At 67.1% G+C, this 25,429-nt stretch carries 21 protein-coding genes and 1 pseudogene; 8 read left to right on the top strand and 14 right to left on the bottom strand.

The window, feature by feature from the left end; all coding sequences use genetic code 11:
* Positions 1-136 precede the first annotated feature (136 nt).
* Together CI805_RS13500 and CI805_RS13505 are read left to right on the top strand one after the other, a co-directional pair.
* Positions 137-2,344 (top strand): RNA degradosome polyphosphate kinase, encoded by a 2,208-nt coding sequence (locus tag CI805_RS13500; protein ID WP_260924277.1) that lies wholly within the window; start codon positions 137-139, stop codon positions 2,342-2,344.
* 221 nt (positions 2,345-2,565) lie between these two features.
* Complete coding sequence (locus CI805_RS13505) at positions 2,566-4,029, top strand: Ppx/GppA family phosphatase (protein ID WP_260924281.1); 1,464 nt, start codon at positions 2,566-2,568, stop codon at positions 4,027-4,029.
* Between the two features lie 39 nt (positions 4,030-4,068).
* On the opposite strand, the gene CI805_RS13510 is transcribed toward CI805_RS13505, so the two are convergent.
* The 10 genes from CI805_RS13510 to CI805_RS13555 all read right to left on the bottom strand — a co-directional run bounded on the left by CI805_RS13510 (position 4,069) and on the right by CI805_RS13555 (position 13,051).
* Positions 4,069-4,326, bottom strand: a complete 258-nt coding sequence (locus tag CI805_RS13510; protein ID WP_260924283.1) for a PepSY domain-containing protein — start codon at positions 4,324-4,326, stop codon at positions 4,069-4,071.
* A gap of 124 nt (positions 4,327-4,450) precedes the next feature.
* Positions 4,451-5,080, bottom strand: a complete 630-nt coding sequence (locus tag CI805_RS13515; protein WP_260924286.1) for an MgtC/SapB family protein — start codon at positions 5,078-5,080, stop codon at positions 4,451-4,453.
* 70 nt (positions 5,081-5,150) lie between these two features.
* Positions 5,151-6,164, bottom strand: a complete 1,014-nt coding sequence (gene virB11 / locus CI805_RS13520; RefSeq protein ID WP_260927988.1) for a P-type DNA transfer ATPase VirB11 — start codon at positions 6,162-6,164, stop codon at positions 5,151-5,153.
* A 23-nt stretch (positions 6,165-6,187) separates the two neighbouring features.
* Positions 6,188-7,291, bottom strand: coding sequence for a TrbI/VirB10 family protein (locus CI805_RS13525; RefSeq protein WP_260924289.1), 1,104 nt, complete (start codon positions 7,289-7,291; stop codon positions 6,188-6,190).
* Positions 7,266-8,120, bottom strand: coding sequence for a TrbG/VirB9 family P-type conjugative transfer protein (locus tag CI805_RS13530; RefSeq protein WP_260924291.1), 855 nt, complete (start codon positions 8,118-8,120; stop codon positions 7,266-7,268). The genes CI805_RS13525 and CI805_RS13530 overlap by 26 nt, the downstream gene beginning before the upstream one ends.
* Entirely contained in the window at positions 8,117-9,385 is a 1,269-nt protein-coding gene (locus CI805_RS13535) for a type IV secretion system protein (protein WP_260924293.1), read from the bottom strand. Before CI805_RS13535 ends, CI805_RS13530 begins: the two co-directional genes overlap by 4 nt.
* Before the next feature lie 5 nt (positions 9,386-9,390).
* Positions 9,391-11,841 carry a VirB4 family type IV secretion/conjugal transfer ATPase gene (locus CI805_RS13540; protein ID WP_260924295.1) on the bottom strand — a complete coding sequence of 817 codons (2,451 nt, stop codon included), beginning with the start codon at positions 11,839-11,841 and terminating at the stop codon, positions 9,391-9,393.
* A 48-nt stretch (positions 11,842-11,889) separates the two neighbouring features.
* On the bottom strand, positions 11,890-12,171 hold the full coding sequence (locus CI805_RS13545) for a type IV secretion system protein VirB3 (protein ID WP_260924297.1): 282 nt from the start codon (positions 12,169-12,171) through the stop codon (positions 11,890-11,892).
* A 3-nt stretch (positions 12,172-12,174) separates the two neighbouring features.
* On the bottom strand, positions 12,175-12,453 hold the full coding sequence (locus CI805_RS13550; RefSeq protein ID WP_260927989.1) for a TrbC/VirB2 family protein: 279 nt from the start codon (positions 12,451-12,453) through the stop codon (positions 12,175-12,177).
* A 229-nt stretch (positions 12,454-12,682) separates the two neighbouring features.
* Entirely contained in the window at positions 12,683-13,051 is a 369-nt protein-coding gene (locus CI805_RS13555) for a tetratricopeptide repeat protein (RefSeq protein WP_260924299.1), read from the bottom strand.
* A 345-nt stretch (positions 13,052-13,396) separates the two neighbouring features.
* On the opposite strand from CI805_RS13555, the gene CI805_RS13560 reads away from it, so the two are divergent.
* From CI805_RS13560 to CI805_RS13570, 3 genes are all read left to right on the top strand, one after another.
* Positions 13,397-15,037 (top strand): hypothetical protein, encoded by a 1,641-nt coding sequence (locus tag CI805_RS13560; RefSeq protein WP_260924305.1) that lies wholly within the window; start codon positions 13,397-13,399, stop codon positions 15,035-15,037.
* 85 nt (positions 15,038-15,122) lie between these two features.
* Positions 15,123-17,834: a TonB-dependent receptor domain-containing protein gene (locus CI805_RS13565; protein ID WP_260924308.1), complete on the top strand. Its 2,712-nt coding sequence runs from the start codon at positions 15,123-15,125 to the stop codon at positions 17,832-17,834.
* A gap of 292 nt (positions 17,835-18,126) precedes the next feature.
* The gene (locus tag CI805_RS13570) at positions 18,127-18,708 is read left to right on the top strand and encodes a TMEM165/GDT1 family protein (RefSeq protein WP_260924312.1); all 582 of its coding nucleotides are present in this window, start codon (positions 18,127-18,129) and stop codon (positions 18,706-18,708) included.
* 46 nt (positions 18,709-18,754) lie between these two features.
* Here CI805_RS13570 and CI805_RS13575 read toward each other — a convergent pair whose 3' ends face one another.
* Positions 18,755-19,429, bottom strand: a complete 675-nt coding sequence (locus tag CI805_RS13575) for a response regulator transcription factor (protein WP_260924315.1) — start codon at positions 19,427-19,429, stop codon at positions 18,755-18,757.
* Positions 19,430-19,691: 262 nt separating this feature from the next.
* Here CI805_RS13575 and CI805_RS13580 point away from each other — a divergent pair, with 262 nt between their 5' ends.
* From CI805_RS13580 to CI805_RS13590, 3 genes are all read left to right on the top strand, one after another.
* Positions 19,692-20,654, top strand: a complete 963-nt coding sequence (locus CI805_RS13580) for a UDP-2,3-diacylglucosamine diphosphatase (RefSeq protein ID WP_260924317.1) — start codon at positions 19,692-19,694, stop codon at positions 20,652-20,654.
* Positions 20,651-21,721, top strand: coding sequence for a glycosyltransferase family 4 protein (locus CI805_RS13585; RefSeq protein ID WP_260924319.1), 1,071 nt, complete (start codon positions 20,651-20,653; stop codon positions 21,719-21,721). Before CI805_RS13580 ends, CI805_RS13585 begins: the two co-directional genes overlap by 4 nt.
* A 121-nt stretch (positions 21,722-21,842) precedes the next feature.
* Complete coding sequence (locus tag CI805_RS13590) at positions 21,843-22,154, top strand: GIY-YIG nuclease family protein (protein ID WP_260924321.1); 312 nt, start codon at positions 21,843-21,845, stop codon at positions 22,152-22,154.
* Between the two features lie 105 nt (positions 22,155-22,259).
* Here CI805_RS13590 and phoB read toward each other — a convergent pair.
* The 3 genes and pseudogenes from phoB to CI805_RS13605 form a co-directional block, all read right to left on the bottom strand.
* A pseudogene (phoB, locus tag CI805_RS13595) lies at positions 22,260-22,945 on the bottom strand (phosphate regulon transcriptional regulator PhoB).
* Positions 22,942-23,640 carry a phosphate signaling complex protein PhoU gene (phoU, locus tag CI805_RS13600; RefSeq protein ID WP_260924323.1) on the bottom strand — a complete coding sequence of 233 codons (699 nt, stop codon included), beginning with the start codon at positions 23,638-23,640 and terminating at the stop codon, positions 22,942-22,944. Before phoU ends, phoB begins: the two are co-directional and overlap by 4 nt.
* A gap of 190 nt (positions 23,641-23,830) precedes the next feature.
* Positions 23,831-25,273 carry an OprO/OprP family phosphate-selective porin gene (locus CI805_RS13605; protein ID WP_260924335.1) on the bottom strand — a complete coding sequence of 481 codons (1,443 nt, stop codon included), beginning with the start codon at positions 25,271-25,273 and terminating at the stop codon, positions 23,831-23,833.
* Between the last annotated feature and the right edge of the window lie 156 nt (positions 25,274-25,429).

The following is a 25,429-nucleotide window of genomic DNA, read 5'->3' on the forward strand; positions in this document are numbered from 1 at the left end:
CAACCTTGCGCCATTCCGTGCTGCACTGCAACGCCGTTCGTTTCCCGAACACCGCCGATCCGGCACATTTTGTAACCAGCGCCTGCGCAGATGAACGATTGTCGCGAAGCCGTCATGATGGCATGAAAGAGGGCCGATGGTGGATACGAACGAACTGCTTGCCGCCGGCGCTGCCCCGCAGACGCCCGATGCCTCCCGCCCCGTGCAGGACAGCGCCCCCGACGATCTCGCCTCCCGGCCCGAGCGGTTCTTCAACCGCGAGCTGAGCTGGCTGGCCTTCAACGAGCGCGTGCTGGCCGAGGCGAGCAACCCGAACTACCCGCTGCTCGAACGCCTGCGCTTCCTGTCGATCTCGGGCAGCAATATCGACGAGTTCCTGATGGTCCGCGTCGCCGGCCTTGCCGGACAGGTGCGCCGCTCGATCGAGGAAATCTCGCTCGACGGGCGCACGCCCTCGCAGGCGATCGCGCTCACCCACGAAAAGGCGCTGGAGCTGGAGCAGATCCAGCAGGCCAGCTGGGCCGGGCTCAAGCAGGAGCTGGAAGAGGCGGGCATCCACGTCATCGGCGATGACGAGGAACTCGATGCCGACCGCGCGCACTGGCTGCGCGAATATTTCCTCGAACACGTCATGGCGGTGATCACCCCGCAGGCGATCGACCCGGCGCACCCCTTCCCCTTCGTGCCCAACCAAGGCATCGGCGTGCTGTTCCCGCTGGTCCGCATCGCCGACGAGGCGCCGGTGATGGAGATGGTGCTGATCCCCGCCGCGCTGCCGCGCTATATCCGGCTGGCGGGCGAGCAGGCCGCGTGGATCTCGATCGAGGACCTGATCGTGCGCAATGCCGCCGAGCTGTTCCCGGGCTTCCGCATTCACGGCCACGGCGTGTTCCGCATCCTGCGCGATTCCGATATCGAGATCGAGGAAGATGCCGAGGATCTGGTGCGCTACTATCGCACCGCGATCCAGCGCCGCCGCCGCGGCATGGTGATCTCGTTGCAGTTGCAGGGCAATTTCGATGCCTCGGCAGAGGAGCTGCTGCGCGCGCAGCTGGGCCTCGAACGCGCGCTGATCATGCAGAGCAAGGGTCTGGTCGGCTTCAACGGCCTTTCGGCGATCTGCGACGAGGACCGGCCCGAACTGAAGTTCGAGCCGTACACCCCGCGCTATCCCGAGCGCATCGTCGAGCATGACGGCGAGATCTTCGCCGCCATCCGCGAGAAGGACATCGTCGTCCAGCACCCCTACGAAAGCTTCGAGGTGGTGATCGACTTCCTGCGGCAGGCCGCGCGCGACCCGGACGTGGTGGCGATCAAGCAGACGCTCTATCGCGCGGGGAAACAGTCGGCGATCATCTCGGCGCTGATCGCAGCGGCGGAGGAAGGCAAGTCCGTCACCGCCGTGGTCGAACTGAAGGCCCGCTTCGACGAGGAGCAGAACCTGCTCTGGGCCAGCCAGCTGGAGCGTGCGGGCGTTCAGGTGATCTACGGCTTCGTCGACTGGAAGACCCATGCCAAGACCTCGATGGTGGTGCGCCGCGAAGGCGATGGCTATCGCACCTACTGCCACTTCGGCACCGGCAACTATCACCCGCTGACCGCGCGCATCTATACCGACCTGTCGTACTTCACCGCCGATCCGGCAGCGGGACGCGACGTCGGGCGGCTGTTCAACTTCATCACCGGCTATGTCGAGCCGACGCGCACCGAACTGCTCTCGATCTCGCCGATCTCGCTGCGCTCCACGCTCTACGAATGCATCGACAACGAGATCGCCAATGCGCAGGAGGGCAAGCCCGCCGCGATCTGGATCAAGCTCAATTCGCTGACCGATCCGGGGCTGATCGACAAGCTCTATGCCGCCAGCCGGGCGGGCGTCGATATCGACTGCGTGGTGCGCGGCATCTGCTGCCTGCGCCCCGGCATCGAGGGGCTTTCGGAGAACATCACCGTGAAGTCGGTGATCGGGCGGTTTCTGGAACACAGCCGCATCTGGGCCTTCGCCAATGGCGAGGAACTGCCGAACCGCCGCGCCCGCGTGTTCATCACCTCGGCCGACGGCATGAGCCGCAACCTTGACCGCCGGGTGGAAGTGCTGCTGCCGATCACCAACAAGACCGTCCACGATCAGGTGCTCGATCAGGTGATGCTGGCCAACCTGCTCGACACCGAACAGAGCTGGGTGCTGCATCCCGATGGCAGCTATGCCCGCGTCGGCGCGGTGGAGAACCCGTTCAACCTGCACCGCTATTTCATGACCAACCCCTCGCTTTCCGGGCGCGGGGCGGCGCTGGCGAGCGGGCGCAAGGTGCCCAAGCTGTCGCTGCGGCGCGGGAATATCTGAAAACGGCGCGCAACCCGGCCCGCCGTCGGTGCGTTTCAGCGCGTGCCGGTGGCGCATTTCGCCAAGGTTCGTGGACAAGTGCACACCGGGGGTATGGCGCCCCCGGCGTGAAGGCGGTAGCGAGGCGCTGCAATGACAGGCGATCTCACGGCATCAGGCCCAACGGCAGCAGGCAGCTTCATGGCCTCCTTCTCCTCCCCCTGTCGTAAGGCGGAGTGCGCATGAGCACGCGGCGCGCCATCATCGACATCGGCTCGAACACCGTGCGTCTGGTCGTCTACGACGGCCCGCCGCGCGCGCCGGTGACGCTGCACAACGAGAAGATCAACGCCCGCCTCGGTCGCGATCTCGACAAGACCGGCGCCATTCCCGAAAAGGCCTTCGCCAGCGCGACCGGCGCACTGGCCCGCTATGCCGCGCTGCTGCGGCTGATGAACGTGGACGATGTGCAGTGCGTGGCCACTGCCGCGGCGCGCGATGCCTCGAACGGCCCGCAATTCGTCGGCGCCGTGCGCGCGCTCGGCCTTGAACCGCGCCTGCTCTCGGGCGAGGAAGAGGCCCGCGCCAGCGCCACCGGCGTCATCGCCGCGTTTCCCGGCGCGCGCGGAATCGCGGCGGACCTTGGCGGCGGCAGTCTGGAACTGGTCGAACTGGCCGAGGGCAAGGTCCGCCCCGGCGGCGTCACCATGCCGTTCGGAACGCTGCGCCTGCCGGACCTGCGCAAGGGCGGGGCCGCACACTTCGCCGTCGCGATCCGCCAGGGCCTCAAGAAGACCGGCTGGAACCGCCCGCAGGGCCAGAAGCTCTACATCGTCGGCGGTTCGTGGCGCGCGCTCGCGCTCCAGACGATGACCGACATGGACTGGCCGGTCGACGATCCGCACGGCTTCGAACTCGATCCCGAGGCCGCGCTGACGTTCGCGCGCAAGTACGCCAAGGGCGCGCCTGCCCATCCCGATCCAACGATTTCCGCCTCGCGCGTCGCCTCGATGCCCGATGCCGCCGCGCTGCTGGCGCAGATGATCGTCGAGCTGAAACCCTCGCGCCTCGTGTTCTCTTCGTGGGGCCTGCGCGAAGGGCTGCTGCACGCCGCGCTCCCCGAAGCGGTGCAGGCCGAGGACCCGCTGCTGGCCGGTGTCGCCGCCTTCGCCGGATCGGACGTGCTCACCATCGACGGCGCCCGCGCAATCGCGAACTGGTGTGCGCCTGCCTGCGAGGATCGCCCCGAGGACGGCGAGATGCGCGTGGCCGCCACGCTGCTGGCGATGACCGCGATGCGTACCGAGCCCAACCTGCGCGCCGAGGAGGCGATGACCTGGGCCCTGCGCAAGCGCTGGATCGGCCTCGACATGCACGGGCGCGGGATGCTGGCGATGACCGTCTTCGCCAATTCCGGCAAGACCGCCGTACCCGCGCCGTTCCTGCGCCTTGCGGCGCAGGCCGACCTCGACCGTGCGATCGTCTGGGGCCTTGCCGTGCGCCTGTGCCGCCGCCTCACCACCGGCAATCCCGCCGCGATGACCGAGGCGCTGCTGGAGCGCGATGCGCAAACGCTCACGCTCACCGTGGCGGAAGGCATGCGCCCCCTCTACAACGCCAGCGTCGCCAGGGATCTCAAGATCCTCGCCGAACGGCTTGGCCTGGCTGCAAAGGCGCAGGACGGCGCCGGGAAACCCTTAAGCTGAAACCGCTGGCCTGAAACGCCGTCCTGACGATCGGGCGTGTCAGTCGTTGTCACGCTCCATCTTGGTGATCTGGCCGCTATGGGGATCGACGTGGAAGTCGAAGTGCTGGTGGTTGCGCACCGCCTCGCCTTCCCAATGACCATCGTCGGCCTCGATCTTGGTGACCTGATAGCCCTTCGTTTCGAGCATCTTGATCACGCGGGCGTGGCTGATCCAGTCCTTGCCCGGCACGTCTGCCTGCGCCTGCACGGCCCAGATACCGGCCATGGCCGCTGCGGCCAGAATCGTCTTCTTCATAGTGCTCCTACTAGATGATGCGGATGTAAAAGCGGGCATGCGTCAGGGCGACGGCCATCCCGGCGTCATTCGCCGTGCCCGCCCTTGCGATGGACCTCCACCGACTGGACGCCGGGTTGCGCCTTCAGCCGGTCGGTGCCCTGCTTGATGTCCGAGCGCGAGACGCGCACGAGGTGGACGGTCTGAAGCTCCATCCCGTCTTCCTCAAGGCTCTGCGTGATCCGGCGGATCTGGCCCCCGCGCACGCGCAGCAGGCGCTTGAGGTCATCCTCGCGCAGGCTTCCGCGCTCGATATGCAGGCGCACGGTGCAGCTCTGTACGCGGCGCGGTAGGCTTCCTCGATCGGCTTGAGGCCAGCCAGGATCACCAGGATGATGATCGTCGCCGCCCCGGCCGCGAAATAGAGCCCGCCGCCTGCCGCCAGCCCCAGCGCGGCGACGGCCCAGATGCTCGCCGCCGTGGTCATCCCGCGCACGACGTTGCCTTTCAGCAGGATCGAGCCCGCGCCCAGAAAGCCGACGCCCGAGACCACCTGTGCCGCCGCGCGAGAGGGGTCGAGCACGACATGCGGCATCTGCGTCGCGTTCTGGAAACCATAGGCCGAAACGATCATGATCAGGCACGCGCCCACGCTCACCAGCATGTGGGTGCGGATGCCCGCCGACCACAGCAGGCGCTCGCGCTCGAACCCGACGAGGCTGCCGATGGCAGCGGCTGCGGCCAGACGGATGAGAATATCGGCATGGGAAATCATGGGTATTGATCCGGCGGGGGCCGGATTGTTCCCATACGGCACTGAAAACGCCGTCAGACGCCAAATCCCGTCAAACCAGCGTGTGGCTCTGCGCGATCATGCCGATGCCACGCTTGCCGCCCTGCCGGTCGAGCTGGACCACCACGTCGATCACGCTGGCGGCATAGTCCAGCGTCTCGGCGCGGGTCAGGCCGATGTTGGACTGCATCGCCATCAGCGCGATCTGCTCCAGCGCGCCGCGCGGGGTATTGGCGTGGACGGTGGAGAACGAGCCGGGATGCCCGGTGTTGATCGCGCGCAGGAAGCTGACCGTCTCGGTGCCGCGCAACTCGCCCAGCACGATGCGATCCGGGCGCAGGCGCAGCGCCGCCTGAAGAAGGTCGTTGGCCGAGACTTTCGCTTCGCCCAGTTCCCCCTTCACCGCGATCAGGCCGACGCCGTTGGCGCCCGGCAGGCGAAGCTCGGGGGTATCTTCCACCACCACCACGCGTTCCTCAGCCGGAATTTCGGCGAGCATGGCGTTGAGGAAGGTCGTCTTGCCGGTGGACGTACCGCCCGAGATCAGGATGGTGCGGCGGCGGCGGATCGCCTCGCGCAGGAACGCGATCGGCTCGGCCATGGCATCGGGCATCGGCGCCTCTGCCACCGCCGCGATCGGCCCGCGATCGTAGGCGTCGAGCGGCAGTTCCAGCAGGCGATGGCGGCGGATCGCCATCGCCCAATTGGCGCGCGTCGCAGGCGGGCCGACCAGCTGGATACGGGCACCGCTCTGCCCTTCGTACGCGGGTAAAGTCGCGGCGAGCAGCGGATGCTCGCGGTTGATGCCCTGATGGCTGATCCGCGCGACCTGCTCGGCCAGACGCTGGAGCAGGCGGTTGTCCATTGCCGGAACCGCCACGCTCTGCATGCCCGGCAGCGCCGCGTCCTCGACCCAGATCTCGCCGGGGCGATTGACGAGGATTTCCGTCACCGTCTCGCGCTTCAGCCACGGGCGCAGCGGGGCGAGATAGGCGTCGAGGTAGACGCTGCGGGCCACTTCGGCGGTCGGGGCATCGCGCACCGGAACGTCACCGCGCGGCAACAGATGGAGGTCGCCGGACACGGGCGTCACTGAACTGGCGCGAAGTCGAGATCGCGCGCGGTGAACACGCGGATCGGCTCACCCTGACGCACGCGGATGGTGGGCGAGATCGTGCCGTTCTGCTGGAGCGCGGTGGACGCCGCCGACGTGCCGCCGCCGCTGATGATGACGTTCGATCCGCTGCTCGCCAGCGTCGAAAGCCCGCCGACCACCGAGAGCAGCATGGCCGAGCCGAAGCGCTGGAAGAAGTGGCTGTTGACCTTGCCGGGAAGCCCGGTCTCGCCGCCGAAGGCAATCGCGGGCGAGCCGATGTCGACCGAGACGCCGTCCGGGCGGATCAGCCGGGTCCAGATCACATAGGCCCGCTTCTGGCCCGAGGTCAGCCCGCTCTTGTACTGGCCGATCAGGCGCGAGGAGCGCGGGATCAGGACGTGGCGCCCGTCGAAGCTGCGCACTTCGGTCGAGACGATGGCGCGCACATAGCCGGGCACGTCGGTATCTATCGCGGTTTCGAGCACGGCGGGGATCAGCGTGCCCTGCGTCACCGTGGTCGCCGGATCGAAGCTGCGCGCCGCGCTCGCCGTGCCGGTGCCGCCAGCGCCGAGCCGCGCGGCGAAATCGTCGTTACCCGCGCCCACCGGCTTGCCCTTGCCATCGACGGCGGGGGCAGGACCGCCGGCCCGGCCTGCCGTGGCATCGAACACCACCGTCGGCGCATTGGCCGGGTTCGGCGCGGGCGCAGGTGCGGCACCCGGCGCATTGGCCAGCACCGGCGCCGGGGCGGGCGCGGGAAGCGGTGCAGCGATGGGCGCAGGCTGCGGTGTCGGCGCGCTGACCGGGGCGGCGACCAGCGGCGCGGCGGCGGGCGACACCCCCGGCTGCACGACGGGCGGGGCCACCTTCTGCGCGGTCTCGTTCGAAGCGCTCAGGCTCCAGAACGTCAACCCGCCCAGCCCGGCGACGATCAGCGCCCCCAGGCCAAGCCCCGCGCCATCGCCCTTGCGGCGCTGCGAGACGGCAGGCAGCACCGAACGGGTAGCGAGGTCGATAATCTGCGCCCCGTCGCTCTCGCGCGGGTCGATATCTCGCGCCATACTGTCGCGCTCACGGAAGGAACGGTTGGAAGCCATCGCGATCAGTCCTTGGCAAGCGCGGGAACGGGAGCCGCAGCGGGAGACGCAGCAGATGATGCCGGGGCGGTTCGGGCGCGGTGTTCTGCAACTCCGCCATGTCCTTGCCCGACCGCAGCACGAGCGCGCGCGGCACTTCGGGAATGACGATGGTGGCATCGCGCACGGCGTAGTTCACCGGGCCTTCGTCACCCTTTTCGTTGCGCATCAGGATCGCGGGCACCGCGCTCTTGTCGGGCCAGAGCAGGTAGGTGGAGCTGCCATCGTCCCACACGCGCGAGGGCCACAGCTTCGCCGTGCCGACACGCTTCCAGGCATAGTTCAGCGCCGCCGGATCGGTGGGCATCGCCGCCAGATCGCCCCCGGTGATCGCCTGCTCCTGCGAGGACAGCGCCGCGACCTTGGGCGCCTGCTCACCCGGAACCGGTGCGCCCAGAACAGAAGGTTTATCGGCATCGCGGTAGGCGAAGCGCAACAGGTACAGCGGCTGGCCCTTGGGCGAGGCGACGAGATCGAAGAAATAGGTGTGCCGGTTCGTCACCACCGTCATGTTGGTGCGGGCCGCCGCTTCCATCGGCTTCACGAACAGCAGGTCAGCGCGCTTGTTGGGCGTGATCTGCCAGCTGGCGGAATCGCCCACGGCCACGTTCTCGATCGCCTCGTTCGGGCCGAACTGGATCGTCGCCTGCACGCCCGCATGGCCCGCGATCCGCACGACCTCGTTATCGTTGTAGAGGTGCTGGACGAGGCGCGGGTCCGACGCCAGCGCGGGCGCTGCGGTCCACGCGCCGACCAGCGCCGGTACAGCCAGAACGAAAGCGCGGTTCATCGTGAAATCTCCCTGGAGGGCTTGCGCCCCGTATCGTTCGAAGGGCTGCGAAAGCGCGAGCCGATGCCCTTGGCCCGCTGCTCGCTGCCGCGCGGGGTCAGCGGCTCGATGCCGCCGCCGGAAACCTGTGTGATATGCGTGCGGCGATCACCGCCAGTCGCAGCACCACCACCCTGCCCCGCCTCGACGACGACCTGCGGGGTTGCCGCCGCCGTTGCCATCGCGGATGTGCGCGAGGGAACTGCCGTCGCAGCGCCCGCACCCGAAGCAGGCGCGATCCCCGCACCAGAGCTCGCTGCGGCCAGACGGGCAAGGTCGATGCCGCCGCCCGACCGCTCGCCATCGCTGCGGGCCAGACCGAAGACGTTCCAGCCCATCACCATGGTTCCGGCAACCTTGAATACCATCACCATCAGCGCAACGTGGACCGAGGCGACGAGGAAGAAGGCCATGGCCGAGCGCGCGTCGATCCCGCCCATCTGCGCATTCGTCGCCAGTGCCGAGATGATCGGCACCAGCAGTTCGAGCGAGACCATCCCGCCCAGCACCACGAACAGCGGGGTGATCGCGGTCAGCACCACGCCGCGCAGCCACCCGGCGGTCAGCCCGCGCGTGCCGCCGAACAGCGCCATCACCACGAACACCGGCCCCAGCGCCATCAGGATCGCCAGCGCGATCCGCGCGGTCAGCAGCACGCCCACGGTGCCGAGCAGCAGCTCGATGGCGCCCGCCCACAGGATCGTCTCCGGCGTGATGAGCCCGCCCGCGCCGCCGCTTGCCGCAGCAGAAGCAGCGGCGGGCGCGCCCGCTGCCGCCCCGTCCGCGCCTTGCGGTTGCTGCCCCTGCGCGATCTGCGCCACCGCATCGAACACGATGTCGATCCGGTCTCCGAACATCTGGATTGCCGAGCCGCGCGTGTCGGTCAGCAGCGAGGCGATCCAGTCCGGCCCGCCCACGGCAAGGTTCCAGAACAGGGTCTGGTACGCCAGCCAGCTCGTCGCGAAGGTCAGCACCAGACCCAGCGTCAGCATGCGCGGGGTGAGCGCGGAAATGCCGATGCGCGAGCGTCCGGTGATCAGCGAAAAGGCGAAGAAGGCGATGTAGAGCGTCAGCAGGATCGTCAGCACCGGCGCCATCGAGCCATGCGCCCCGAACAGGCGGCCAAAGGCAGCGGCGGTGGTCTCGCCCGACACGCAATCGACCGCGCGCAGGGCCGGGCCGACCCCGGTGGACGCGACCTCGATCAGGGGCTTGCAGTCCGCCATCGCGGTTACTCCGCCGCCTCTTCGATCCAGACGTCGCCATCCTGCGTGCTCTCGCCCGGCCATTCCTGCCCCGTGAGCAGCGGATACCAGTTCGCCGGGGCATCGCCGCAGCGTTCGCGCAGGGCATCGAGCCTGCGCACCGTGCTCTCGCGGCCCGACAGCACCGTCAGCACCTCGGGCATGCCCGACAGGTCGAGGCGCACCACCACCGAGGCATCGGACTGGCGGATCAGGAAGCAGCGCGAATGCGCGGGCAGCGTGCGGATCACGTCCAGCTCGTGCCCGGTCAGGCCGAAGCCCTCGCAGTAATCCTCTGCCCGCGCCCGCGAATTGGGCATGAACACCATCGTCGCGGTCTGTTCGACCAGCGCCGTCGCGATCTTCGAATCCAGCGCATCGCGCGCCGATTGCGTGGCAAACCCGACCAGCGCGTTGCGCTTGCGCAGGGTCTTGAGCCAGTCGCGGATGCGCGCGGCGAACACCTCGTCGTCCAGCGCCTTCCAGCCCTCGTCAATCAGGATCATCGTCGGTTCGCCGTCCAGCCGCTCGTCGATGCGGTGGAACAGGTACATCATCACCGGCGTGCGCAGGCGCGGGCTTTCGAGCAGCGCGGTCATGTCGAAGCCGAGCACGCGGGTCGACAGGTCGAGGCGATCGTGCTGGTTGTCGAACAGCCAGGCGTGCTCGCCGCTCCCGTTCGGCCCTTGCGCGATCCACGCATCGAGACGCGAGGCGAGATCGCCCGGCTGCGGGCGGCGCGATCCGGCCAGCAGCTCGCGGAAGTACGACAGGCGGCGCAGCGCAGGATCGTTGTGATAGGCGGCATCGACGGCCTGCGCGATCGTCGCCAGTTCCTCGGGCCCCTCGGCGTTCAGCAGCACCCCCAGCCAGTCGCGCAGGAAGGCGCGGTTGGCGGGCGTATCGGGCAGCGCGAGCGGGTTGAAGCCGGTGGGATGCCCGGCGGCGATGCGGCTATAAGTGCCGCCAATGCCGCGCAGGAACACTTCGGCGCCGCGATCCTTGTCGAACAGTATGGTGCGCGGGCGGAACTTCTGCGCCTGCGCGGCCAGAAAGTTCATGACCACCGTCTTGCCGGAACCCGACGGACCGATGACGGTGAAGTTGCCCAGATCACCCTGATGAAAGTTGAAGAAGAACGGCGTCGCGCTGGTGGTCGCCAGCAGCGTCACCGCATCGCCCCAGTGGTTGTCGTGCGCCTGCCCCATGGCAAAGCCGTGGAGCGAGCCGAAGCAGGCCATGTTGGCGCTGGAGATCATCGCCCGGCGCACCAGGAAGCTCTCGTTGCCCGGCAGCTGGCCCCAGAAACACGGCTCCAGATTGCCTTCCTCGCGTACGGCGACAGCCCCGGCATCGGCCAACGCGGCGGCGCACATCGCGGTCAGATCGTCGAGCGCCGCCAGCGAGGGCGAGCGGACCAGCACCGACAAGTGATGATCGCCGAAACCGACCGAACCCGTGCCCAGCGCATCGCGCGCCGCGCCCATTTCGCGCCGCTCGGCCACGGCTTCCTCGTCAGCCGAGCGCAGGCGGCGCAGCGACAGGTCGATACGCTCGCGGGCAATCTGGCGGTCGGACGGCGCATAGGTCTCGGTCAGCACCAGTTCGCAGGGCAGGCGCAGCAGCGGGTCGGTAAGGCCGGGGCCAGTCGAATCCGGGTATTCCTTCAAGGAGACGATCGAGCCGAATCCCGCGCCGCCTGCGCCTTTCAGCTCGATCGCATCGAGGCCGAAATTGACCCGACGATAGGGCAGCATCTGGCCCACGTCGACCTCTGCGGCGGCGCGACGGACCGGGCGCATCTCGCCATTATAAAGCGCGCTCAGCAGTTCGAGCACTTCCGAACAGGTGCCCGAGGCCCCCTCGTAATCGCCCAGCAGGCGCGCGCCGTATGCACCGAGCGAGGCGACCATCGCGCTCGCCGCTGCGCGCAAGGCGCGGATATCGGCGGGATCGGCCTCTGCCTCCGCCTGTCCCTTGCGGCTCCACGCGCGCGAAAGCCTGTCCGCCCAGCCCGCCTTGCCGCGCGCGGGGCGGCGCACCAGCGTCACGAACTGGTCGTTGACGAACAGTGCGCCCGAGGCGGTGCGCGCCCGCCAGCGCGCATCGATATGCGCGGCCAGCGGATCGTCGAAGGCGCCGTCCAGCTCGATCTCGACCCGGCGGCGGATGACATGGTGATAGAGCACGAAGCGGGCGTCGAGCGCCGATCGCAGCAGCACCTCGCGCGCGGCGAGATGCGCGTTCAGCTCGTCGCTGTCCGCCGTCTCGAACGAGAGCCCCGGCACGGCCAGCGAGAGCATGACCGAACCATCGCGCAGCAGCACGACATTCTCGTCCAGCAGCGAACGATAGGGCAGCCGGTCGCCCGCCATGGCTTCCTTGCCTGCCCATCCGGTGAGGCTCGCCAGGCCCTTTTTCCCGCTCTGCCGTGTCATGGTGTCAAATCCCCCGCCCCTGTCTTGCACCGGCGACCTTTACCGCGATCAGGGCGCGTAGCTGTTGCAGCCCCAGCGCTGCCAGTTGCGCACGCGCGGGCACTTGCTGACCCGGGCGATCCACAAGTCGAACACGCGTGGTTCGCGAAGGCACGCCAGATAGCCGCCGATGTGGATCGCCAGAGCGGCGGGCAGCGCCCAGAAGCTCTTGGTGATCAGGAACACCTCGGTCGTCAGCGCGCCGTTGATGATGAAGAAGCTGTAGGTCACGCCCGCGAACATCTGCGGCCGCGTCAGCGCGCGGTGCACCGGATGGCGGGCAAGCGCCATGGCTCAGCCCGCTGCCGTCTGGATGCCGGTGACGATCGCCCCGGCGCCGAACAGCACGAAACAGCCGATGATGACCGTCGCGCCGAAGCGCCAGTTCATCCGCCCCGTGAGCATCATGAAGCCGACCGCCGCCACCGCCATGACCGCCACCGCCGTCGCCACATGGCCCAGCAGCGTGCCCTGAAGCCAGCCGAGCGCCGCCACAATCGGGCCGCTACCGGCGGGATCGCTCCCCTGAACGGCCTGCGCCGCGGCAAGCTGAGGCGCCAGTGCGGCGATCATGCCGCCAAGCGCCGCCATCGGTGCGCGCCAGTTGCGTCGCCCTACTGAGTTGTGTCGAATCACGTGTGCCCTCCGTCTGAGGGCGAAGTGCGCGATTCACATGACACGAGTGTGACGAGATGACGGCCAATGCGACAGACTGTGACGGCAGCTGCCGCGATCGGGCTAGGCCCATGGCGGCATACTCACTTCCCGCTGCCACCTGCCACCGCCGTCAAACACCCGGAAATCAGCGCGCGGCCACCGTTCTGGACAGACGGCCCAGCCCTGCGCGGGCGACATCGCGCGAGTCCGCCCAGGTGCCGTCCGCAAGCTCGATATCGTAGCGCTCACGCGAGGCGATGGCGGCCTTGTAGGCCTGCATGGCGCGGGCGCCCTGCCCGGTCCCGGCATAGGCAGCCGCAAGGTTGATGAGCACCACCGGATCGCGCGAGTCATCGGCGCCTGCGGCCTGCAACCGGCGCAGCGCCGCCTGCGCATCACCGCGGGACAGCGCGGTATAGGCAACATCGACCCGGCTCACGCCATCATCCACCGGACCGCTGGGAACGGCAGGCGCGGCAAGCGAGGCAGCCAGAAGCAAGGCGGTGACGGACATGACGGCAATCTCCCTTCGACTCTGTTTTCACGAACTCGAGAATTCCCGCCTCCGGCGCAACAATCAAGGAAAAGACAAAAGTGTCATGAAACTGCAATCATGATGTGCATCGAGCGATATTTGCGAGTCCGGAGTACTCGACCCATCCCGAAACCGCCCTCGTCAGACCACGCACCCGGCCGTTTGGTCATAATAGTCATTATACAGTCGTATTTATTTCGTTTTTCGTCATCATAACGCCAACATAATGTCACCCCCGAACCTACATCGGCGTCCAACGGGGGGCCGGCGACAACGTCCCCTGTCACACCTGCCTTCAGACATCTGCCTACAGGGGGACACCACGTGAAGAAGATCAACGGACTGCTGCTGCTGGGTTGCAGCGCTCTTGCCCTTGCCGGTTGCGGCGCCGACGACATCTCCTCGCCCGGTTCGGGCAGCATCGTCATCAACAACCCGACCCCCACCCCGACGCCGACCCCCACGCCCACGGCGGGCACTGTCACAGCGGCTGCCGGCTGCCCGACCTTCAACGCCACTGGCGGCCTGACCGACAGCGGCACCATCTCCGGCCCCGAAGGCTCGTGGCGCGTCTGCACGCTGCCCGCGCTGGTCGATGTCAGCTCCAGCCTGCCCAAGGTGGCGGGCGTCCTGTACCGCATGAACGGCCGCGTCGACGTCGGCTGCGACGGCGGCTTCTCGGCCCCGACTTCGGCAGCGGCCTTCGCCACCACCACCCAGAGCTGTATCGCTGCGGGCAAGACCTCGCTCAGCGCCGATACCAACGTCACGCTGACCATCGATCCGGGCGTGATCGTCTATGGCGAGAACAGCTCCGAACCGGCCTGGCTGGCGGTCAACCGCGGCAACAAGATCAGCGCCGTGGGCACCGCCGCCGCGCCGATCATCTTCACCAGCCGCGCCAACGTGATCGGCCAGAACGACGATACCTCGCAAGGCCAGTGGGGCGGCGTGGTGCTGCTGGGCCGTGGCAAGGTGACGGACTGCAACTACGGTTCGACCACCGTGGGCAACTGCCAGCGCGACACCGAAGGCTCGGTCAACCCGGCGATCTTCGGCGGCGCCGACAACACCTACAACGCAGGTTCGCTGAAGTACGTGCAGATCCGCTATTCGGGCTACATCCTGAGCAACGGCAAGGAACTGCAGTCGCTGACCGGCGAAGGTATCGGCACCGGCACCACGCTGGAATACTTCCAGTCGGTCAACAGCTCGGACGACGGCGCGGAATTCTTCGGCGGCGCGGTGAACTTCAAGCACTACATCGCGGTCAACGCCGACGATGACAGCCTCGACCTGGACACCGGCGTCCAGGCCAACTTCCAGTACGGCCTGCTGCTCCAGCGCGATGCGGGCGGCGACTCGCTGTTCGAGATCGACTCCGACGGCGCCGAGGACAACAGCCCCCGCTCGAAGATCCAGATCGCCAACTTCACCGGCGTCCAGAAGAGCGTGAGCACCAACAACGAATCGAACGACAAGGCGTCGATCCTGGTGCGCGGCAACTCGGACGTGACGTTCGTCAACACCGTGATCGACACGCCCAACAACGAGTGCATCCGCGTCAACGGGTCGAGCACCAACGGGTCGAGCCCGGCCACCTACAACGCCTATTCGATGGTGCTGACCTGCGCCAGCAGCGGCCAGTTCCTGGGTTCGGGCACCTATACCGCCGCACAGGCGCAGGCGATGTTCACCGCCTCGGGCGATACCAACAACAACGCCTCGCTCACCTCGACGCTGACCAACCTGAACAGCAACGGCACCGTCTTCATCAACGGTTCCAACGAGAGCGGCGTTGCCGGGTACACCGGCATCACCAGCCTCTCCAGCTACTTCACGCAAGTCAGCTACATCGGCGCCGTCTCGGGCAGCAGCGACACCTGGTACACCGGCTGGACCTGCAACAACGCTACCGGCCAGTTCGGTTCGAGCACCAACTGCACCGCGCTGCCGACCACCTGATCGGCCGCCCATCTCGACATGGGAAGGGGCGGTCCTGCGTGGCCGCCCCTTTGCACATTCAAAACGATTTCCAGGGGGATCACCCATGATCAAGCCACGGCTTGTATCGCTTCTGCTGCTGTCCACGACCACGCTGACGCCCGCCGTCGCCTGGGCGCAGGACGGTGCTCTCACCAACGCGCCCGCACCCACCACAGCACCTCAGGCCGGACAGGCCGCCGATGCCGTTCCCGCAGACGAGGAAGAGGCGCCCGACGTCTCGATTCCGGGCGGCGCGATCATCGTCACCGGCACCCGCTCGCGCGATGTGATGCGCTCCTCGACCGAAGTGGTCTCGGTGCTTTCGTCCGAACAGATCGCCCGCACCGGCGAAGGCGACATCGCCGGCGCTCTGGGCCGCGTCACCGGCCTGTCGGTGATCGGCAACGGCTATGTCTATGTGCGCGGCCTTGGCGATCGCTATTCGCTGGCCCTGCTCAACGGCTCGCCGCTCCCCAGCCCCGAGCCGCTCAAGCGCGTGGTCCCGATGGACCTGTTCCCGACCTCGCTGATCGCATCGTCGATGGTGCAGAAGAGCTATTCGGTGAACTTCCCCGGTGAATTCGGCGGCGGCGTCATCAACCTGACGACCAAGGCGATCCCGACGGAAAGCTTCCTGACCATCGGCGGCGGCATCGGCTGGGATACCGAGAGCACCAACAAGATGGGCTACACCTATTACGGGTCGAAGACCGACTGGACGGGCTTCGACAACGGCAACCGCTCGATCCCGACCACGCTGCGCGATTACTTCAACAGCAACACCGTGATCGACCCCAGCAGCGATCTCGCCAAGCAGATCGGCGGCAGCCTGATCACCAGCCGCAATGCCGTGGTGCAGCGCGTCGATCACCAGCAGCCCAACTTCTCGGCGAACATCACCGCAGGCACCTCTCTCGACCTCGGCGGCGCGACGCTGGGCGTGATCGCGGCGGCAGGCTATTCCAACAAGACGCAGACCCGCGACACCCTGCAACAGCGCACCTCGGTGACGACCGCGAACGAGAGCGCGATGTTCTCGAACTTCCGCACCGTGCAGACCGACAACCGCATCGTCGGCAATGCGATGCTCGGCCTCGGGCTGGAGTGGGGCAGCAACAGCATCCGCTGGACCAACCTCTACATCCACGACACCGACAAGAACGCGCGCCTCAGCCTGGGTCGCGAGCCGTCCTATTCGGATACCACCGATCTGCTGGAACAGAACACCGCGTGGTACGAGCGCCAGCTGATCGACACCCAGATCACCGCCGAACTCAAGCCCGATCCCGATACCGAGATCGATCTGCGCGGCGGCTATGCGAACTCCAAGCGGCTCGCCCCTTACGAGATCCAGACCGAATACTACCGGACCAATCTGGACACCTCGGTCGATCCCTATGGTGACACCTTCATCAGCACGCCGGGCTATGGCGTTGCCAACCCCACGTCCGTCACCTTCTCGCGCCTCAACGAGAACGTGTGGTCGGCGGGCGGCGACGTTACGCACACCTTCTCGCCCGGCTGGACCGGAAGCGTGGGCTATGCCTTCCAGTACAACCAGCGCGACAACACCCGCCGCAACTTCAACTACCGCGTCACCGGCGATCAGGACCTGATCTATGCGCTGGGCACGCTGCGGCCCGACGTGCTGTTCCAGCCGGGCACGCTGTACCTGAACGATGCGGGCGAAAACTACCTGATGTCGTTCAGCGAGACCGAGACCGGCACCGCCCGGTTCCAGGCCTCGCTGGTCAACCACGCGTTCTACGGCAAGCTGGACGGCGCGGTCAGCGATGCGCTCAGCTTCGATGCCGGTGTGCGCTGGGAATACGCGAAGGAGACCACCACGGTCATGCCGATCGCGGGCACGGCCAATGTCGCCAACGCGCTGAAGAACGAATATTTCCTGCCCGCCGCCACGCTGACCTGGGAAGTCGAGCCCGGCATGCAGGTGCGCCTTGCCGCCTCCAAGACGATCGGCCGCCCGCAGTTCCGCGAGCTGATCTTCCAGCCGTTCTACGATCCCGAGACCAACCAGACCTATCGCGGCAACCCGCTGCTCAAGGACAGCCAGCTCTACAACGCCGAGGCGCGGTTCGAGTGGTACTTCGCCCCGCAGCAGCGCGTTTCGGTGGGCGCCTTCTTCAAGCGCATCGACAACCCGATCGAAAGCTTCGTGACGGACAACGAGCAGTTCATCACGTCCTACGCGAACGCGCCGAAGGCCAATCTCTACGGTGCCGAGTTCGAAGTGCAGAAGTATCTGCCGCTGGACAAGTGGGGCGGCTTCTTCGCCACCCGCCGCGCGGTGGTGATCGGCAACTACACCTACTCGAAGTCCGAGCTGAAGGTGAACAGCACCGATACCACGCAGATCTACAACGTGGGCACCGACCTTGCGAGCACCTACTTCCGCAACGGCGCGCCGATGGCGGGGCAGTCCAGGCACCTCGCCAACCTGCAACTGGGGCTGGAAGATACCGACCACCTCTCGCAGCAGACCCTGCTGCTGAACTACGCCAGCAAGCGCGTGGTGACGCGCGGCCTCTACGGCACCGCGCAGCCCGACGTGGTGGAAGATCCCGGCTTCACGCTGGACCTCGTGATCCGTCAGGGGATCGAGATTGCCGGCAAGCAGATCGAACTGAAGCTGGAGGGGCGCAACCTCACCGGGCGCAAGCATCTGGAATACCAGCAGTTTGACGATGGCCGGGTGAACTTCAACACCTACGATCTGGGCCGCGTGTTCAACGCCTCGATCTCGCTCACGCTCTGATCGCTGCCCTCACCGCCGCAAAAGGGGCTCCGCCGCATATGCGACGGGGCCCTTTTTCGTTTGCGCCGGTGCGGCAAGGCCGCTAAGCGCGCGATGTCATTTGGGGAGTAGCCGCCCCGCATTCGTGCGAAGGCCCGTGCGTCAACATACTCGGTCGAGAGGCCGTGGCGGCGGGAGGAAGGATTTCGGTCCTTTCAGGCGAGACCGAATGGCGTTGCGTACCCACGTCCGGCCGGGCGGGAGGCGCGATGCCGTTCGTCTGTTCGCCTCCTGCCCGGCCCCCGGATAAACCATGATCCTCGAACCGTTCCTGACCTCGACCGCCGTGGTCGCGCTGGCCGAAATCGGCGATAAGACGCAGCTGCTGGCCATCGTCCTGGCCACCCGTTTCAAGAAGCCCTGGGCCGTTGTCGGCGGCATCCTGCTCGCCACGCTGGCGAACCACTTCCTTGCCGCGCTGGTGGGCGAGCAGGTGGCCGGTATTCTGGACGCGGCGTGGTTCCGCTATGCCATCGCCATCGGGTTCCTGGTGATGGGCGCCTGGACGCTGGTGCCGGACAAGCTGGACGACGACGAGGGCGAACCCAGGGCCGGGCGCCTCGGGCCGCTGATGGCGACTGCCATCGCCTTCTTCCTCGTCGAGATGGGCGACAAGACCCAGATCGCCACGATCGCGCTGGGCGCGCAGTTCCATGCCGTGCTGCCGGTCATGGCGGGCAGCACGCTGGGCATGATGATCGCCAACGTGCCTGCGGTGTTCATGGGTCAGGCGGTGCTGAAGGTCGTACCGCTGAACGTGATGCGCGTGCTCGCGGCGCTGCTGCTGATCGCCAACGGCATCTGGGCGCTCGCCGTCGCGGCAGGCTGGCTCTGAGGTAGGGGCCGGTGCGGGAGAGGAGCCTCTCCCGCATCCCCTTCCATCAGGCGATATCGAAGACGTAGCCGAGCGAACGCACGGTGCGCAGCGGATTGCCCGCCCCTGCCCCGCGCAAGGCCCGGCGCAGGCGGCCGACCCAGACATCGACGGTCCGCTCGTCCAGTGCCGGTTCCTGCTTGCCCAGCGCGGCGATCAGCTGGGCGCGGCTGAACACCCGCCCCGGATGCTCGATGAAATAACGCAGCAGGCGCAGTTCGTTGGGCATCAGAGCGATCGGGCGCCCCTGCCAGCGCGCCTGAAAGGCCGAGACGTCCACCGTCAGCTCGCCCTGCCCGACGACCCGCGTCCCCGCCACGTCCTGCTCGACCGGGCTGACACCCAGCACGCGGTCCAGCAGCACGTTGCGCGTCAAGGGGCCGGTGACGTAATCGTCCGCCCCCATGCGCAGCGCACGCTTGCGATCCTCGACATTGTCCTCTTCGAGCACCATCGTCACATGGGCATGTGCGGTCAGCGCATCGGCGCGCAGGCGGCGGCACAGCTCCAGCCCCGACATGTCGGGCAGCACCCAGTCGATGAACACCCACAGCGCCCCGTCCAGCAGCGGCAGTTCGCTCTGGCTGGTCCAGCGGTGGAACACCACTTCGATGTCGTCATGCCGGAACGAGGCAAGGCCGCCCTGCAATTCGCTGGCCAGAAGGATGTCGATCCGTCGCATATGCCTTTTACCCCTGAAACGCGCCCCTGAACGGCTGACGTCTGCGGTTCTGCGCGTGTCTTGCCGCCTGTTCATGACGAACGGGTGACAAAACGGCGTCTCTTTTCCGACGATGCCGCGTCTGCGAGAAAAACGCCCTCTGCACGCCCACCGCACACCCCTTTGCACCCGTCGCTGTCTTGGAAATGCCACGCAAACGTCACCGCCGCGCCATTGCCGGAGCGTAAAAGACACCGAACTGGACGTAGATGGAGTCCGAGGCATGGCGACGAAGCACATCGCACGCGCAGAGCAGGTCGCAAGGACCGGCCTGACCACCACCAACGATCTTCCCACCAAGACCGGATTCGGCTCCGGCATTCCCATCGGGCGCATCCCCGAATGGCTCGACCTTCCCGAGCCGCGCGGCTTCCGGCCCAAGCGCAAGTACCGCACCGTGTGGATCTCCGACGTCCACCTCGGCACGCGCGGCTGCAATGCCGAGATGCTGGTCGATTTCCTGCGCTCGATCGAGTGCGAGACGCTCTATCTGGTGGGCGACATCATCGACGGCTGGCGCCTGCGCAAGGGCTGGTACTGGCCCGATGCCCACAACGAGGTGATCCGCCGCATCCTCAAGATGGCGCATCGCGGCACCCGCGTCGTGCTCGTCGCGGGCAACCATGACGAGATGCTGCGCGACTATGCGGGCATGACCTTCGGCGGCGTCGAACTGGCGCTGGAGGCCGAGCACCTGACCGCCGACGGCCGCCGCCTGCTGGTGACGCACGGCGATGCCTTCGACGGCGTGGTGCTCTACCACAAGTGGCTCGCGTTCCTGGGCGATCAGGCCTACACCATGCTGCTGCGCGCCAACATCGTGTTCAACGCGGTGCGCCGCCGCTTCCACATGCCCTACTGGTCGCTGTCGGCCTACCTCAAGAAGCGGGTGAAGAACGCCGTCTCGTTCATCTCCAGCTTCGAGGAAGCCGTGGCGCTCGAAGCCACGCAGCGCGGCTTCGACGGCGTGGTCTGCGGCCATATCCACTGCGCCGAGATCCGCGAATTCGCCGGGATCACCTATTACAACGATGGCGACTGGGTGGAGAGCTGCACGGCGCTGGCCGAAGACTTCACCGGCCACCTTTCGATCATCGACTGGATCGCCGAGACCGGCGGGCGCACGGTGCCGCTCCATGACAGCGCCGAAGCCGCTTCGACCACGCGCGAGAAGGCCGACGCGTGAAGCTGGCCCTTGCGACCGATGCGTGGCTGCCGCAGGTCAACGGCGTCGTCCGCTCGCTCGGCGCCACGCTCGATGAAGTGACCGCGCGCGGGCACGAGGTCGAGCTGATCGCGCCGGACCGGTTCTGGACGGTGCCGATGCCCGGCTATGCCTCGATCCGCATGGCACTGGCCCCGCGCTTCGGGGTGCGCCGCATGCTCGACCGCGCCGCGCCTGAGATCGTCCACATCGCCACCGAAGGCCCGATCGGCTGGGCCGCGCGCGGCTGGTGCCTGTCGCGCGGGGTGCCGTTCACCTCGGCGTTCCACACCCGCTTTCCCGAATATGCCGCCGTGCGCACGGGGCTGAGCGCGGAATACTTCTGGCCGATCCTGGAGCGCTTCCACGCCGCCAGCCGCGCGGTGCTGGTCTCCACCCCCAGCCTGTCGGACGAACTGGCAGGCCGGGGGATCACCCATACCCGCCGCTGGAGCCGGGGCATCGACCAGACGCTGTTCACCCCCGAAGGTCCGCACCACCCGGCGATGGCCGCGCTGCCGGGGCCGGTGCTGCTCAACGTCGGCCGCGTCGCGCCCGAAAAGAACCTTGAGGCGTTCCTCGACGCCGACGTGCCCGGCAGCAAGGTGGTGGTGGGCGACGGCCCCGCGCTCGACACCTTGCGCCGCCGCTATCCGCATGTGCTGTTCACCGGACCGCTGACCGGCGAGGCGCTCGCCAGCGCCTATCGCGCCGCCGACTGCTTCGTGTTCCCCAGCCGCACAGATACCTTCGGCCTCGTGGTGATCGAGGCCCTTGCCTGCGGCACGCCGGTCGCCGCCTATCCCGTGACCGGCCCGATCGATATTCTGGGGCCAGACGGCTGCGGCATCGACGCTGCCCTGCCTGAGCCCGCAGGCGCGGTCCACGAAGACCTCGCCACCGCGATCCGCACCGCCCTCACCGCCCGGCGCCGCGACGCCGCCGCGCTCGGCGCGCTCTATTCGTGGGAACGCGCCACCGACCAGTTCCTCGCCGCCATCCGCGAGGCGGTCGACGGCGCCAGGGAAGCCTTGCGCGACGCGGCTTGAGGGAGGACACCTGAGACCTGCCATGCCGCAAGCATCAGTCTGCTGCGCGCCATGCAGGCTTGCAGAATGTTCACCCCCTTCGTCATTCCCGCGAAGGCGGGAATCCAGTAGCAACCTTGCGATGAAGGACACCTTCGCGCCCGCCGTCTATATTCTCGCGTCGGCGCGAAACGGTACGCTGTACACCGGCACCACGTCGAACCTGATCCAGCGCATTGCCCAGCATCGCAGCGAGCATTTCGGCGGCTTCAGTGCCCGCTATGGAATCAAACTGCTGGTGTGGTTCGAAATGCATGCGACGATGGAGCACGCGATCCAGCGGGAGAAACGGATCAAGGCATGGAACCGGGGCTGGAAACTGCGGCTGATCGAGGAAGGAAATCCGCAATGGCGCGATCTCGCCAGCGATCTTGGTTTCGAAGCGCTGCGCTGACTGGATTCCCGCCTTCGCGGGAATGACGAAGTGCTGGATGCCCGGTCCTGCTGCGACAACTTATGCGACGAACTTCCGAACCCGACAGTCTCCTATCACCCCCCCTCAGTTCACGTCCATCGCGTAACCGGCGGCGCGGACGGTGCGGATGGGGTCGGTGTCGCCGTCGCGGTTGATGGCCTTGCGCAGGCGGCGGATGTGGACGTCGACGGTGCGCTCGTCGATGTCGCTGTCCATGCCCCACACGCCGTCGAGGATCTGCTGGCGCGAGACCACGCGGTTGGGGCGCTCCATGAAGTAGCGCAGCAGGCGGAACTCGGTGGGGCCGAGGTGCAGCGGCTCACCGCCGCGCCGCACGCGGTGGCTGGTCGCGTCCAGCTCGATATCGCCCCATTGCAGCACCGATCCGGCCAGCGAAGGACGGGCGCGGCGCAGCAGCGCCTCGACACGGGCGAGCAGTTCGCGCGGGAGAACGGCTTGGTCATGTAATCGTCGGCGCCGGTCTTGAGGCCGCGGATCATGTCCTCTTCCTCGCCGCGCGCGGTCAGCATCATGATCGGGATCTGCGCGGTCTCGCGGTCCTTGCGCAGCTGGCGGCAGACCTCGATGCCGGGGACGTGATCGATCATCCAGTCGAGCACGATGGCATCGGGTGCCTGCTCGGCGACCATCAGCAGCGCTTCTTCGCCATCGCCGGTGGTGCGCACCTGATAGCCCTCTGCGCTGAGGTTCCAGCTGAGCAGTTCGCACAGCGCGCGGTCGTCCTCGACGACGAGAATCGAAGGGTTCATGGTAGAGCGGCTCCGGTATCGTCGGTGAGACTGTCGCGCTCGGTGCAGTATTCCCCGGTCGCGGCGAAATAGACCATCTCGGCAACGTTGGTGGCGTGATCGCCGATGCGTTCCAGGTTGCGGGCGATGAACAGCAGTTGCGCGGCGCTGGTGATCGTCGCCGGGTTCTCCATCATGTGGGTCAGCAGCGAGCGGAACAGCGTGTTGTAGAACTGATCGAGCTTCTGGTCGCGGCGGATCACCTCGACGCTGAGCATGGCATCGCGCGATCCGTAGGCGTTGAGCACGTCGCGGACCATCGATTCGGCGATCTCGGCCATCATCGGCACCAGCTGGATCGGCTCGATCATCGCCCGGCGCTCCAGCCCATCGACACGCTTGGCGATGTTCTTGGCATAGTCGCCGATGCGCTCGATCACGCCGGAGATCTTGAGCGCGGCGATCACGTCGCGCAAATCGTCCGCCATCGGCGCGCGCAGCGCGATGGTGCGCACCGCCAGCCGGTCGACCTCAGCCTCCAGCGCATCGATGCGCGCATCCTGCGCGACCACTTGCGCGGCAAGCTCGTCGTCATGCCGGGTCAGCGCGATGATCGCATCGCGGATCGCCACTTCGGCAAGCCCGCCCATCTCGGCGACGAGGCCGCGAAGCTGCCCGATCTCGGTGTCGAAGGCCTTGACGGTGTGCTCAACCATATTTCCGTTCCCCAAGAGGCGGGTTCTGCCCGCCCCGGCATTTGCATAATCCGGCAGGTCCCGAAAGCGATGTAGATACCGCTCGCGTCGCCGCGTCCAGCCAAAGCCTGCATCCGTGCCCTAGCCCCGGATCATGTCACTTCCATGACTGAAACGCGACAGGCGCCGGGCGATCTCCGGCCTGCTGACCTCAGAAGTCATATTGCGCCCGCATGCCGACCACATCGAGTTCATAGTCCGCGCTGCCGGTCGGCGTCGTATAGGCGCTGCCGTTGACCCAGACGTGGCCATAGTCGGCCAGCATCCGCACATAGTCGGTCAGTATCCAGACTGCCGAAAGACTGGCGGTTTTCTGCCGTCCGCCATGGATGCCGGCACTGTCGAGGTCGAGCCAGTCGTAGCGGGTGTTGATCTGGATCGCACCAAGGCCGCCCTTGTCGAGCCCGTGCTTCGGGCGGATGCGCTCGTAGATGCCGTCCTTGTAGGCGGTCTCGTCCTTCGTCAGCAGATAGCCGACTTCGGCATAGCCGCCGGTGAAGGTGGGATCGGCGCCATCGCTGCGGTGTACCGTCTGCCAGTAGCTTTCCGCCGTCGCGTGAAAGCGCCCGGCGATATAGGCGCCTTCCAGTGCAAGGCCCCGCTCGCCGCTGGCGGGAATGGCGCCGGTGGTGATCAGACGGATATCGGTGGTGTGCGCGAAGGGGCGCACCCGGTCGGTGATCGTGGCATTGAAGGCTGCGGCATGGTTGAAATGCACCGAGCCCCCCAGGTGCAGCGTGCCCCCTGCCAGTCGCGGCATCAGCACCAGCCGCCCGTCGAGGCTCCAGTTCTTGTCGTAATCGCTGTTCAGGGCCTGCGCATCGTCACCGAACACTCCGCCCTGCGCCAGCACGATACCGTGGCGATACTGCACGCTGGCGCCCACCCGACGCTCGAAGTTGAAGGCCTGCCCGAAGGTCGAGCGCTCCATCAGCGTCAGGTTGAGATCGGAGGCCAGTTCCTCCAGCCCCCAGAACGGCTTGTGCTGGCCCACCGTCACCCGCACGTCCTTCGTGACATCATAGGTGAGATAGACATCGGTCAGCAGTACGGTCGAAGCGGCGAAGTCAGCCTCCACGCGATAGCCGAAGCCGCCGGGCATCGTGCCGTCCACCCCGAAATAAAGTCGTCGCAGTTCGACGCCCGTGCCCATCTGGCGATTGGCGTCGCCCGAAAGGCCGTTCGGCGCATTGATCGAGGCCATGTCCACCTGCACGCGCCCGCGCGGCTTGAAACTCCAGCCATCGGCGGTCGAAAGCTGCGGCGCCCCTTTCCAGACGACAGTGGTGGCCGTTGCTGCGGCGGGAACAGGCGCCGGGGCTGGAACCGGGGCAGCGGTCGGCGTTTGGACGGCGACAGGCGGAACCGCAGCAGCCTGTGCCCGCGCGTCCTGCAACTGCGCTTCCAGATCATCGATCCTCTCGCTCATCGCGCGAAGCTGCGCGCGCATCGCGGCAAGGTCCTGCTCCACATTCGGCGCATCGGAGGTCGAGGCCACGGCTGGCCCGGCACTTTGCGCGCAGGCGGGCTGCGGAGAGAGACAGCCTGCGGCCAGGATCAGGGCAAGGCAGGACGGCGAAAGGAAACGCGACATGGCTTCGAGGCTCTCCGTGAACACTTCGTTTCACTTCGGAGACGCTCATATGACCAGCACGTGACAGTTACGTGACACCTCCGGCACAGCGCATGACGCAAGACGACCGTGGTCTCGCCGAGACCGGACGCCATCCTGCAATGCCAATGCGTTAGA

It is taken from the genome of Novosphingobium sp. 9 (genome assembly GCF_025340265.1).
Taxonomy (GTDB): domain Bacteria; phylum Pseudomonadota; class Alphaproteobacteria; order Sphingomonadales; family Sphingomonadaceae; genus Novosphingobium.

Coding starts and splice junctions, on each gene's coding strand:
- CI805_RS13500 (WP_260924277.1), top strand. CDS start 137: ATGGTGGATACGAACGAACTGCTTGCCGCCGGCGCTGCCCCGCAGACG.
- CI805_RS13505 (WP_260924281.1), top strand. CDS start 2,566: ATGAGCACGCGGCGCGCCATCATCGACATCGGCTCGAACACCGTGCGT.
- CI805_RS13510 (WP_260924283.1), bottom strand. CDS start 4,326: ATGAAGAAGACGATTCTGGCCGCAGCGGCCATGGCCGGTATCTGGGCC.
- CI805_RS13515 (WP_260924286.1), bottom strand. CDS start 5,080: ATGATTTCCCATGCCGATATTCTCATCCGTCTGGCCGCAGCCGCTGCC.
- CI805_RS13525 (WP_260924289.1), bottom strand. CDS start 7,291: ATGGCTTCCAACCGTTCCTTCCGTGAGCGCGACAGTATGGCGCGAGAT.
- CI805_RS13530 (WP_260924291.1), bottom strand. CDS start 8,120: ATGAACCGCGCTTTCGTTCTGGCTGTACCGGCGCTGGTCGGCGCGTGG.
- CI805_RS13535 (WP_260924293.1), bottom strand. CDS start 9,385: ATGGCGGACTGCAAGCCCCTGATCGAGGTCGCGTCCACCGGGGTCGGC.
- CI805_RS13540 (WP_260924295.1), bottom strand. CDS start 11,841: ATGACACGGCAGAGCGGGAAAAAGGGCCTGGCGAGCCTCACCGGATGG.
- CI805_RS13545 (WP_260924297.1), bottom strand. CDS start 12,171: ATGGCGCTTGCCCGCCATCCGGTGCACCGCGCGCTGACGCGGCCGCAG.
- CI805_RS13550 (WP_260927989.1), bottom strand. CDS start 12,453: ATGATCGCCGCACTGGCGCCTCAGCTTGCCGCGGCGCAGGCCGTTCAG.
- CI805_RS13555 (WP_260924299.1), bottom strand. CDS start 13,051: ATGTCCGTCACCGCCTTGCTTCTGGCTGCCTCGCTTGCCGCGCCTGCC.
- CI805_RS13565 (WP_260924308.1), top strand. CDS start 15,123: ATGATCAAGCCACGGCTTGTATCGCTTCTGCTGCTGTCCACGACCACG.
- CI805_RS13570 (WP_260924312.1), top strand. CDS start 18,127: ATGATCCTCGAACCGTTCCTGACCTCGACCGCCGTGGTCGCGCTGGCC.
- CI805_RS13575 (WP_260924315.1), bottom strand. CDS start 19,429: ATGCGACGGATCGACATCCTTCTGGCCAGCGAATTGCAGGGCGGCCTT.
- CI805_RS13580 (WP_260924317.1), top strand. CDS start 19,692: ATGGCGACGAAGCACATCGCACGCGCAGAGCAGGTCGCAAGGACCGGC.
- CI805_RS13590 (WP_260924321.1), top strand. CDS start 21,843: ATGAAGGACACCTTCGCGCCCGCCGTCTATATTCTCGCGTCGGCGCGA.
- phoU (WP_260924323.1), bottom strand. CDS start 23,640: ATGGTTGAGCACACCGTCAAGGCCTTCGACACCGAGATCGGGCAGCTT.
- CI805_RS13605 (WP_260924335.1), bottom strand. CDS start 25,273: ATGTCGCGTTTCCTTTCGCCGTCCTGCCTTGCCCTGATCCTGGCCGCA.